The organism is Pseudomonas sp. AGC41, assembly GCF_057334555.1.
The window spans coordinates 31660-42184 of record NZ_JBHFJB010000056.1 but is presented as its reverse complement, the minus strand read 5'-3'; the positions used below and the strand labels follow the sequence as shown (position 1 = coordinate 42184).

Here is a 10525-nt window from a genome sequence, read left to right as displayed (position 1 = left end):
GCGTAGCAGTCCCAATGAGCTGGATGCGATTTTGCAGCTAGACCGGGTGTTCGGTATTACGGCGGCTGCGCCGCCGAGCGGGAGCAAGCTCCCTCGCCACAAAAGCGATTGCATTGCTGACGGGGATCACCCAAACGAAGGCATCGGCCCCAACGATTTGATCACCCAGGCGATCACCGCTGCGGCAATCAGCACCGCTGCCAGCAGCCCGATAAACAGCCACTTGACGACTTTCACCCACCTCGGCGTCCCGGAGCTCGGCGGGAGTGTTTCGGCCGCCGCCTGCCTCATCGCCTCGGAGCAGCGTTTGCACTCGCCGTTGTCGGCGAGAATAAGGGCTCCGCAGTAAACACAGTTTTTCATGGTATATCCGAGGCTCGAGGACGTTTGTGCAGCGACGAAATATCGCCGCACCAGAGGCTTAGTATTTATAGACGATGCCCAGCCTGCCGAGGATTTCCAACGCATTGACCAGGCCCAGGCCGTTCATGGGCAGGCAGGCAAATGCCTGGTATTCATCGAAATGCGTACCGATGGCCAGCAGTTTCAGATCGTGGTTTTCCAGCTGTGCGTTGAAGTACTGCAGCAGTGCACGCTCCCAATCGTCGGCGCGGTTGACGGCGTCAACGGTCTTGCTGTCCGGGGCGGGGATTTTGATGCCCAGTTGCTTTAACGGGGCGAGGGCATTGATGGCGTGGACGCCTGAGGACGGCCACTCCTTCCATTCGAATTCAGCCAGCTGCCCGGCCTCGGAAAGCGCCGATTGCACTTGCGTCCAGGCCCAATCCCACTCGCCGGTAGGGGCCGGCATGTTGTCGATCAGCGTGTGCGCCTGCGCCTCGTCGAAAAGGCCATCGAACAGGTCGGCCAGCGTATCGGCCAGATCCACGGGCGGCGCGTTGCCTTGGGTGTCGAGATCGAGGCTCAAACGCTGCCAGAGACTGCCAAGTTCGGCCCAGTCGTCATCGTCCATGTCGTCATCGATGACCTGGGCCTTGTGGCCCCGGTGGTAGTTGTCCAGCCGCGTCTTGCGCACCCGGACCGCGCCTTCGACTACGTCCACGGCATAACTGCTGTGATCCAGGTAATTGGTCTGGAAAACGATGCGATCGGGAAACAGGTCATGGACCAGGCTTTCTTCCGCGTCGAAGTACGTCGCCCCCTCAAGGGTGCCGTGGGCGGCGGTGATGCGCTGAAGCGCCAGTGGATCGATGGGGTTGGTGGTCATCTACTTCACACTCTTGATGTGCATGTCGATGGAAGTGGAGTCGCTTTTGTCGGTACTGGCATGGAAAAAGAAGCCGTAGTCGACCAGATAGTAATAGTGATCGAAGGGGACGGGGCCGAGGCTCGGGCGCTGTTCCTGGCAGCTCATGGCCTTGGCCTCGCCGCTCAGCGCCGGGTTCAGTTGTTTGGCCGGCAATTCGCGGTCGATGCGACAGTCGACGATTTTCGGCTCCGTGCCCAACGTGCCGATGATGTTGCTGGTGAGACTGCCTTGTCGGGTGAAACCCAATTGACCGCCCACCGGCATGTGTTGCCAATCACCCCGAAAACTCAGGCTGTCGATCACTGCGGTGTTCCGAGACGCCTTGGCCTGCTCCAGGCCTGACAACGTGAGCAGGCCACGCCAGCTGATCATGCGGCCGTCGAGGTTTTCGCTTTTGTGTGTGATGCGCAGTTGGCGGGTGGCAGGGTCGCTCGACAGAAAATATTCGGTACGCTCCGGCCGGCTTTCCTTGGGGTAGTTGATGGTGCCGGCCAGTTCCACGTAGCTCAGCGTCTTGACCGGCGCGGGCATGTTCAGTTGTTCGATACTTTTCAGCACGTCCGGGTTGATGACCGGAAGACCATCGGCCGCCAACGGTACGCTGCGGAACGTGAAGACCGGCGCATTGACCGGGGCTGTCCGGGACTGCTGGCTGGCGCAAGCGGCCAGTGCGATGCAGGCGATGCCAAGGATAAGACGTTGCACAGGTGTCTCCGGGAAGTCCATTCGAGGGAGGCGTGACGGGGTGCTGATGCCTGTCACAGGCAGGGATCAGCTTTCAGGGGAAACGGTTGTCTCTGGATCGGCTTCAGCCGTCTTCAGTCGGTCGGCTTTGCTGATGTATCGGTCCTTGCTCTTCGGCGCCAGCTTGGCACTGGCCTTTTTTGCGTTGGCCCTGAGTAGCTGGTTGATCTTTTTACGGCGATTCATGTTTTCTACTCGGCTTGTCCGATTGATAGCGGCTGCGGTGACGTATCGTAAGTGCGAAAGGGGGCGGTGGCTAGGGTTTGGGTCCACGCGTCGTTTTTGTGAACGGCTGCGCCTATCCCTTGAGCACCAACGACATGTCCGGGTACCTGGCGCACAGGAAATCGACGAAGGCGCGGACCTTCGGAGCCGCCAGGCGCCTGGATGTGTGCAAGACCCAGAGTTGCGGTTCGACGCCGGTCACGGTGCCCCACTGGACCAACTCACCGCGGGCCAGTTGGTCCCACGCGATCGATTGAGGAATGAGCGCAGCACCGCCGCCGGCGATGGCGGCGTCGCGGATCATCAGGAATGAGGAAAACTGCAGGTTGGGGACGGGCTCCAGCACCAGTTCCCCTCCATCGAGCATCCAATGGGTGGGCTGGAAGCTCGGCATCACGATGGCGGGAACCGGGCGGATCGCGCCGGGCTCTGGCCTGGGTATGCCTGGCGCGGCCACGACCACCAGCCGGTCCTTGGCGAAGCAGCGCCCGACCAGGCTGCTGTCCGGGCTCGGATTGATCCGGATGGCAACATCGAATCGATCCTCGACGAGGTCCACCAGCCGATCTTCCGCCACCACTTCGAGGGTGACTTGCGGGTAGGCCGCACAGAACTCGGCACCAATCCGCCCCATCGCCAACTGCGAGAACAGCACCGGGGAGGCGACACGCAGGCGTCCTCGTGGCGTCGACCCGCCGTCACGCGCGGCCGTCAACGCCTCCGCAACTTCGGCCAGCGGCCCTTCGGCCCGGGCCAGCAGTGTTTCGCCGGCTTCAGTCAGCTTGAGGCCGCGCGCGCTGCGCTCGATCAGCCTCACCCCCAGTTGCTCTTCGAGCTCGGAGATGCGCCGCGACAAGGTCGCTTTGGACCGGCCGCTCGCTCTGCTGGCCTTTCCCAATCCCTCGCTGCTGGCGACGAGGGTGAAATCGATCAGTGCGTTCAGGTTCATCGCTGTTCCAGATTTGAGACAAGGCGTCTACATATTTGGGTCTTCGTTTTGCAGATGCAACGGCTTATCTTTTTTCCAACGCGGTTCGATTCATCCACTCGCATCCACTCTGGAGATTCACATGAGCATTCTCGTCATCGGCGCCACTGGCACCATCGGTTCACTCGTCACGCAAGGCCTCGCCGACGCGGGCGCCGAGGTGAAAGCCCTGGTGCGCCAAACGGGTAAACGCGCCTTTGCGGGCGGTGTCACGGAAGTTGTCGCGGACCTCACCGATGTCCCGTCGCTGCGCGCTGCGCTGTCGTCGGTACGTACGCTGTTCCTGCTCAACGCCGTGACGCCCGATGAGGTCACCCAAGCCCTGATCACCCTGAACCTCGCCCAAGAGGCAGGCATCGAGCGCGTCGTCTACCTCTCGGTGATCCACGCCGACCGGTTCACCAACGTCCCGCACTTCACCGGCAAGCACACGATTGAACGCATGATCGAAAACCACGGCATCGCTGCGACGATCCTGCGCCCAGCCTACTTCATGCAGAACGAACGCATGGTCCAGCAAACGATCCAGGACTACTCGGTGTACCCGATGCCGATCGGCTCGGCGGGCGTCTCAATGATCGATGCGCGCGATATCGCCGATGTCGCCGTGGCCGAGTTGCTGCGCCGTGACAGGGCGTCTGCACCGCTGGAGCGGATCACCCTGGACCTGGTTGGCCCGCAAGCCCTGACCGGGGCATCGGTGGCGACGATCTGGAGCGCCGCGCTGGGGCGCGAGATTGCCTACGGCGGTGACGATGTGGCCGCCTTCGAAGCGCAAATGGCTTCGTTCGGTCCCGCCTGGTTGGCTTATGACATGCGCCTGATGATGGCCGGCATCCAGCAGTTCGGCATGACCAGCGAAGGCGCCGCCGACCGGTTGCAGGCCATCCTCGGCCGTCCGTTGCGCAGCTATGAGGATTTTGTTGGTGAAGCGGTCGTCGGGGTGTAGGCCGCCGAGGCAAATTCCCATGGGCTGCCGATTGGCATTTGGATACCGCCGGCGGGGTCAACGCACCCGATCGCGACTCTGAACCGACAGATCCAGGGCCTTTTGCATGTCCAGCCGCGCCGAGCGACCGACATCCTTGTCGTTGAGCTGGTAGTTGCGCTCCGACGGCAGGATGGGCGCGGTGAGGTCTTCGCCATCCATCTGCTCGAAATCGTGATTGTCGCCGATGGTCATGGCGCTGCGGCGCAGGAGCATGCGCAGTTGCTCGGGATGAAGTTGGGGGTTGATCGACAGCATCGCCGCCAGCAGCCCGGTCACCATCGGCGTGGCGTAGGACGTGCCGCAATGCACCGCGCCGTCCTCGCCGGCCTTGACCGTCGAGGCGTGGGTGCACGCGGCGGCGGTGATGTCGACGCGCATGTCGACGTTCGAGGAGTCGCGCTTGACTGCGTAGGCCGGATCGTCGACCGCAACCCCGGCGCGTTCGCTGCGTTGATGTCCGCCGACCACCAGTAATTGTTCGGTGATGAACGAGGAGGGCAGGCGGTATTCATCGGTGCCCGAGTATGACGAGCCGTTGCCGGCGGAATTCACCACCACCACGTCGGGATGCTCCTTGCGCAGCCACAGGAAAAACTCTTCCAGCAACTCCTCGTAGCCGCTCATGGCGATGCCCGAGCGCAGCAACGAATCGACCTCGTCACCCTTGACGTTTTTCGCGCCGACGCGATGAATGCCCCAGCTCCAGTTGAGCACCCGCACGCCGTCCTCGACGAGGTTCACCGAGGCGGCGATGTTGGCGGTGATGCCGGCGTCGGAATTGCGCTCGACAATCACCTCGAAGCCGCCGCTGGCCTTGTCCAGGCCCCGCAGGAAACCGCTGTTGCCGCCATCGTTCCAGCGCCCGGCGAGGATGCCGGCGACCGTCGTGCCGTGGTTGTCCGGCTTGTCCGCGTCGCGGGCGTAGACGCAGGTTCGCGGCATCGAGCAGGCGCCGAGGTAATCGGCGAAATCCGCCGTGTCGAAATCCACGTCGCGCTCGATCAGGCCGATGCGCACCGGCTGCGGTCGGATCGGCGCCTGCTGCCCGGGGATGCGCCGCTGGTAATAGTGCACCGCATCGAGGAAGCGATTCGCCGCCCATTCATCAGAGTCCTTGGCCGGCTTCTTCGGTTCTTCAGGCCGGGCGGGCGCTTGCTCGGTCTCTTCGGCGGCGGACTCCTCTATCACCACCGCATCGACACTGGTCTCGCCGCCCAGGCGCAGCACCAACGCATCGCGCTCTACCAGGTTTTTGGCCGGCAGGCGCAGCTGATAGACGTTCAGCGGGGCGATGCTGCCGACTACCGTCGCCCCGTATTTGGCGGCGAGACGTTCAGCCTCCTGGCGACCGTCGTGACTTTCCTCGATCAGCACGCTGACCAGATCCACATAGGTGGTCAGGCCGTCCATGTTCTTCGCCACTTCGTTCGGCCCGGCGGCCACCACGTGGCTGGTGCGTAAAGTCAGCCAGACGGCGTTGCTGGCCCGCGGACCATCCTCCAGCCAGAGCGGGCCGCTCTGGTAGTCGACGTTGTTCAAGCGCAGGCGCAGGTTGTTTCCGTCACGCTCAACGCTGCCGGCGGGAATCAGTTTCTCGCCCAGTTTCAGTTGCGGCGTTGCGTCACCCAGCCCACGCGCGGTCAGGCACCATTCCTGGCGCTGGTTTTCCAGTAAGTCGCCGCAGCGTTTCAGGCCTTCCAGGCGTAGCGGTTCCTGCGCCACTGCAAGGCTGCTGGTGGACAAGGTGAACAGCGTGACGAGGACGGCGGATCGTAGGAGCATGGGGTGAGTTTTCCTGGTCGGGGATTGCTGTTCCGACCGTTGTGTCGCGAGCTTCGTTCAGCCCTGGGATTGGATCCGTGGCGGTCGTCATCGAAATGGAACAACCGGACCCGCGCGGCAATCGGATTCTTAAACGTCTGAGACTCGAAAAAGAGGAATCCCATGTCTCGTCCACCCATGATCGGAATCATCGCCTGCTCAGGCAAAATCGGCCCACACACCGTCCAGCTCAGCAACGACAAATATGCCCAGGCCGTGGCCACCGCCGCCGAAGCGTTGCCGGTCATCCTGCCGGTGTTTCCGGCGTTGCTCGATCCAGCTCACATCATTGCCGGCCTGGACGGCCTGCTCTTCACCGGATCGCCGTCCAATATTGAACCCCATCACTACGACGGCCCACCGAGCCCGCCGGGCACCGAGCACGACCCGGCCCGCGACAACCTGGCGCTGCCGCTCTGGCGCGCCGCCGTCGAAGCCGGCCTCCCGGTGCTCGGCATCTGCCGCGGCTTCCAGGAAATGAACGTCGCCTTTGGCGGCTCGCTCCATCAACAACTCGACGGCCCGGGCGCCGAACACGAACCGCCGAGCAATGAACCGGTCCAGCAACAATATGCCCGCAACCATGCCTTGACGGTGCGGCCCGGTGGCGTGTTGGCGCGGCTGGGCCTCAAGGACGTGATCGAGGTCAACTCGGTTCACGGCCAGGGCGTCGCCCGCGTGGGGCAGGGCTTGCGCGTCGAGGCCGTGGCCGAGGATGGATTGGTGGAGGGCCTTTCGGTGGAGGGCAGCCGGGCGTTTGCGTTGGGGGTGCAATGGCATCCGGAGTGGGAGGTGATGGATAACGCGGATTATCGGACGATTTTCCAGGCGTTCGGAGAGGCATGTCGGGAGCGGGCAGTTTACTCCGGGTCGTGATAACACACGCACAGCTTGTTCCCATCAGAGTCTCGAAAGTACGCCCCGTAGAAATCCGCCTGAACGCCGTTCGTTTGATCTTTGCGGGTGCGAGCCCGCTCGGAGTTTTCCTTAAAGTCAGGCACGACGATACGAAATTAGGCTTTAATGCCCCGCGCAACTCAACTGTTTGTCCGATCAAGGAAGACGACATTGAACAATGCTTTTGGGGCTCTGTTTCTGGCTTGCCTGGCCACCTCCGTATTAGCTGACGAAAACCCTGTCGGCTTTCGCTCTTCCACGGTGTCGAATCCGCAGAATGACCGCCCGTTGGAAATGGCCGTCTGGTACCCCGGCGCAACTGCCGCATCCCCGCAACTGATCGCCGACAACGCGGTATTTGTCGGCGCATCTGCCGTTCGTGACGCGCCGGCGTCTGCCGGTGATCATCCCCTGGTGGTGCTTTCTCACGGATACAGGGGCAATTGGAGCAATCAGGTCTGGCTTGCCAGTGCCTTGGCCCGCAAGGGTTACATCGTCGCGGCCGTCAATCATCCTGGCACCACCACCCATGACCGCAGTCCGCAAGCAGCGGCGCAGTTATGGCAGCGCTCCGTTGATCTGCGCCGAGCCATCGATGAGGTCACGACTCAACCGGATAAATTCGGCCAGGTTGCCAATAATCGCGTCGCAGTCGTGGGCCATTCACTCGGTGGCTGGACCGCCCTGGAAATTGCCGGCGCCCGTTTTGACCCGGACCGCTTCGCCGACGATTGCAAAACCCATCCGCAGCTAGCCAGTTGCACCGTCTACGGACAGATGAATCCGGCGAGCAACCCAGACTCGAAAGCCGCGCTGGCCGCCGACTGGCGCGACAAACGCGTCACTGCCGTAATCACTTTGGATCTCGGCCTGTCGCGAGGCCTGACCGATGAAAGCCTCTCTGCGCTGCCGGTGCCCACCCTGGTGATTGCTGCCGGCGTGCCCTCGCGCGAACTTCCTGCCGAGCTGGAGTCCACCAACCTCGCCAGGCGCCTGCCGCAGGCGTCCAGCCGTTATGTGGAAATCAGCGATGCCAGCCATTTCAGTTTCATGTCGATTTGCAAACCTGGCGCGCGGGCAATGCTCGAAGAAGACGTGCCCGGCGATGGCATCATTTGCCGGGACGGTGAAAACGGGCGTGATCGAGGGGTGATTCAACAGGAGATCGTATCGTTGATAGCGGATTTCCTGGCGGGAGCGCCTGCGTCCAGTGGCGGCGGGTTGTAAGTCGTCTTGATCCGCCGCCCCCAAACTTCATCAAGGTCATCCGATGGAAATATCGCCTCGCTTTGTCGTTTACGAATCCGACCACTGGGTTATCAACCATCGCATGGACAGTGCGCTGCCAGGCTACCTGATGCTCAGTGCGAAGCAGATGACGAACGCCTTGGCATCGCTGTCGGCTGAAGCGCTGGCGGAGTTAGGTGTATTGCAAGCGCGAATCCAGCACGCCATCGAAACCTGCCTGCAACCAAGACGACTGTACATCGGCCGTTTTGGTCATGACGCTGGTTATTCCATCCACTTCCATTTCATTCCGGTTTATCACTGGGTCGAAGCGCTGTTCTGGAACGACGACAGGTACCGGCTGCTGCAGACTTTCGGTTCGATCGACAGCAGTTTGCCTCAGACCGATGGTGCGGAATTGACGCTCTTTGTCTGGCGGGAATTTTGCGAGCGCCCTGATCCTCCGCCGATACAGGGGCCATCTGTTGAGCAGGTCGTGGCGGTGTTACGGGGGGAATTCGGTTTTCGGCTTGTTGATGAATAGCGCGGACGGTTAGCCCTGCTCGCGATGGCGGTGTGGCAGTCAGCAATGTGTCGAGCATACGAGCGCTTTCGCGAGCAGGCTCGCTCCCACAGGTTTTTCTGGCGCTCAGAAATAATCAATCCAACCCAGCCCCCGTGGCGAGGGAGCTTGCTCCCGCTGGGTCGCGTAGCGGCCCCAAGCTTTTTGCTGCCGCTACGCAACCGAGCGGGAGTAACCGCGCTCAACGATCGGACTTCATCCGCCCCTCGATCGCCACGCGCAAACAACCCCAGGCGATGACACCAATGACCAGCAGCTCGGCGACGCCGATAAGCATGTGAAAGGAAAAGGTCATCGGCTCCTCGGCCCAGTAGAAGGTCGTCGGGCGACTGATGCCAATGCGCAGCCGTCCGGTAAACAGCGAAGGCACCCAGGTGATGATGCGCGTCAGCTCATACACCGTCAGGAACGCGCCAAACAGGGCGAGCAGGGCGCGGACGGGAGTGCCTAGTTGCTCAGTCGTCTCAGCCGCCGGTGTCGGCGCCTTTGCTTTGCGCTGCCTGGCGATCTTCGCCGGGGTTGGAGCAGGCCGATAGGCTGCCTTCGCAACGGCCGTCGAACCGATCATGACCTCGCTGGGCACTGGCACTTGCAGGTAGTCGGCGAGCTCACGCAGCCACAGGTCAGTGCGTTTGCTTCCCGGCACTACCGGAACGTTGTCGCTCGTCAGGCGGTGCTCGCTGCCATCGCGCAGCACCAGCCATAGCTGGGTGCGTGCTGGCTCGGCCTCCGGGTGGCGGCGAAGTTCGAGGTGTTTGACGGCGTCGATCTTGAACACCGATCGCACCCGCTCACGGCGTCCGAAAAAGTTTCGGGTGCGACGCTTGCCTTCCGCGTCGACGCGCGACAGCAGCAGGGTCTCGCGGGTGCCGGTGTAGACCAGCAGCGCCAGGCCCAGGGCAGGAATCAGCAGCAGCCCGAGCACCATCAGCAGCAAGGTCAGTGGGTCCAGGCCCACCAGCGACGAGTCTGCAGTGGCAATCGCCAGCACGGCTCCCACGGGAAAGATCAAGGCCAGCGCACTGGTCAGCAGTACGACTACGCTCTGCAGCCGGTTGCGCGAATGGATGTGCAAGTCACCCCGCGCGGTGCGCTCGAACCGATATCCAATCAAATGCAGATCTCCTGAAAGCCGCTAGCCCAAAGCAGCGGTGGATGTGAACGAGGTGGAACAACCACCGAGTCGGCTGAATGATTTGTCGACAGCAACCTGACCGATTATTGGGCATCAGCCTGTGGCGCATCATCGGTATCCGGTGGAGCTCCATAAGGTTCGCCAATCTGTACCCGGTCTGCCTTCACCCAACCGGTATAGTCCTCGCCATCCTTGGCGATGTAGTTCACTTCCAGCCAGGACTCGTCTTCAAGGCTGGCGTAAACGGTGAGGGAGTCGCCGGGTATCACGAAAATCTTCTTGTTGGCGCAGGCCCCATCCGGCGCTTCGTGAAAATGCAGGCGCCCTGTGCCAATGACCTTGCCTTGCACTGACGGATGAAATTCAGGGACCGTTCCCGAGAGCTTTTCCGCCAGGGCAGAACAGTCAACGGCGGCCTGGCCAAGACTGCTGAAAAGGCACAGGCACAACAAGCTTGAACGCAGATGCATCGAGGCGAAGTCCGTTTGGGTTGGATGCGTAGGATAGTGAACTCGCAAACGGTTGGGAAAGACTCATAAGCAGCTTTGTGCGGTTCCGCTGATTATTTCGACCCCGGCCCTCTGGCGTCTGAGGAAAACGGAGTAGCCAATTCAAGACGCGTCCTACATCGCCGCGCTTACCCC

General features: G+C 62.0%; 12 protein-coding genes. 5 read left to right on the top strand and 7 right to left on the bottom strand.

Annotated features, from left to right (window positions below):
- Window positions 1-349: hypothetical protein (locus tag ACE04F_RS11265; RefSeq protein WP_486106697.1), on the top strand; the 349-nt coding region annotated here is incomplete at its 5' end.
- 72 nt (window positions 350-421) lie between these two features.
- Here the strand turns inward: ACE04F_RS11265 and ACE04F_RS11260 are convergent.
- From ACE04F_RS11260 to ACE04F_RS11245, 4 genes are all read right to left on the bottom strand, one after another.
- On the bottom strand, window positions 422-1228 hold the full coding sequence (locus tag ACE04F_RS11260) for a DUF6630 family protein (protein ID WP_486106695.1): 807 nt from the start codon (window positions 1226-1228) through the stop codon (window positions 422-424).
- Window positions 1229-1975, bottom strand: a complete 747-nt coding sequence (locus tag ACE04F_RS11255) for a hypothetical protein (protein ID WP_486106693.1) — start codon at window positions 1973-1975, stop codon at window positions 1229-1231.
- Window positions 1976-2041: 66 nt separating this feature from the next.
- Complete coding sequence (locus ACE04F_RS11250; RefSeq protein WP_486106691.1) at window positions 2042-2200, bottom strand: DUF2986 domain-containing protein; 159 nt, start codon at window positions 2198-2200, stop codon at window positions 2042-2044.
- 112 nt (window positions 2201-2312) lie between these two features.
- A complete protein-coding gene (locus ACE04F_RS11245; protein ID WP_486106689.1) occupies window positions 2313-3188 on the bottom strand; it encodes a LysR family transcriptional regulator in 876 nt (291 codons plus the stop codon).
- Window positions 3189-3309: 121 nt separating this feature from the next.
- On the opposite strand from ACE04F_RS11245, the gene ACE04F_RS11240 reads away from it, so the two are divergent.
- Window positions 3310-4176 (top strand): NmrA family NAD(P)-binding protein, encoded by an 867-nt coding sequence (locus ACE04F_RS11240; protein ID WP_486106688.1) that lies wholly within the window; start codon window positions 3310-3312, stop codon window positions 4174-4176.
- A gap of 57 nt (window positions 4177-4233) precedes the next feature.
- Here ACE04F_RS11240 and ACE04F_RS11235 read toward each other — a convergent pair whose 3' ends face one another.
- Entirely contained in the window at window positions 4234-6000 is a 1767-nt protein-coding gene (locus ACE04F_RS11235) for a S8/S53 family peptidase (RefSeq protein WP_486106686.1), read from the bottom strand.
- A gap of 162 nt (window positions 6001-6162) precedes the next feature.
- Between ACE04F_RS11235 and ACE04F_RS11230 the strand changes: the two genes are divergently transcribed.
- From ACE04F_RS11230 to ACE04F_RS11220, 3 genes are all read left to right on the top strand, one after another.
- Window positions 6163-6915, top strand: a complete 753-nt coding sequence (locus ACE04F_RS11230; RefSeq protein ID WP_486106684.1) for a gamma-glutamyl-gamma-aminobutyrate hydrolase family protein — start codon at window positions 6163-6165, stop codon at window positions 6913-6915.
- Window positions 6916-7107: 192 nt separating this feature from the next.
- Window positions 7108-8163 carry an alpha/beta hydrolase family protein gene (locus ACE04F_RS11225; RefSeq protein WP_486106682.1) on the top strand — a complete coding sequence of 352 codons (1056 nt, stop codon included), beginning with the start codon at window positions 7108-7110 and terminating at the stop codon, window positions 8161-8163.
- A gap of 43 nt (window positions 8164-8206) precedes the next feature.
- On the top strand, window positions 8207-8707 hold the full coding sequence (locus ACE04F_RS11220; protein ID WP_486106680.1) for an HIT family protein: 501 nt from the start codon (window positions 8207-8209) through the stop codon (window positions 8705-8707).
- A gap of 220 nt (window positions 8708-8927) precedes the next feature.
- Here the strand turns inward: ACE04F_RS11220 and ACE04F_RS11215 are convergent, their stop codons facing one another.
- Window positions 8928-9860, bottom strand: coding sequence for a hypothetical protein (locus tag ACE04F_RS11215; protein WP_486106678.1), 933 nt, complete (start codon window positions 9858-9860; stop codon window positions 8928-8930).
- A gap of 104 nt (window positions 9861-9964) precedes the next feature.
- The gene (locus tag ACE04F_RS11210) at window positions 9965-10351 is read right to left on the bottom strand and encodes an SH3 domain-containing protein (protein ID WP_486106676.1); all 387 of its coding nucleotides are present in this window, start codon (window positions 10349-10351) and stop codon (window positions 9965-9967) included.
- Between the last annotated feature and the right edge of the window lie 174 nt (window positions 10352-10525).

What these genes read in the sequence shown, in the direction of transcription:
- ACE04F_RS11260 (WP_486106695.1), bottom strand. Translation starts at nt 1,228, where the DNA reads ATGACCACCAACCCCATCGATCCACTGGCGCTTCAGCGCATCACCGCC.
- ACE04F_RS11250 (WP_486106691.1), bottom strand. Translation starts at nt 2,200, where the DNA reads ATGAATCGCCGTAAAAAGATCAACCAGCTACTCAGGGCCAACGCAAAA.
- ACE04F_RS11245 (WP_486106689.1), bottom strand. Translation starts at nt 3,188, where the DNA reads ATGAACCTGAACGCACTGATCGATTTCACCCTCGTCGCCAGCAGCGAG.
- ACE04F_RS11240 (WP_486106688.1), top strand. Translation starts at nt 3,310, where the DNA reads ATGAGCATTCTCGTCATCGGCGCCACTGGCACCATCGGTTCACTCGTC.
- ACE04F_RS11235 (WP_486106686.1), bottom strand. Translation starts at nt 6,000, where the DNA reads ATGCTCCTACGATCCGCCGTCCTCGTCACGCTGTTCACCTTGTCCACC.
- ACE04F_RS11230 (WP_486106684.1), top strand. Translation starts at nt 6,163, where the DNA reads ATGTCTCGTCCACCCATGATCGGAATCATCGCCTGCTCAGGCAAAATC.
- ACE04F_RS11220 (WP_486106680.1), top strand. Translation starts at nt 8,207, where the DNA reads ATGGAAATATCGCCTCGCTTTGTCGTTTACGAATCCGACCACTGGGTT.
- ACE04F_RS11210 (WP_486106676.1), bottom strand. Translation starts at nt 10,351, where the DNA reads ATGCATCTGCGTTCAAGCTTGTTGTGCCTGTGCCTTTTCAGCAGTCTT.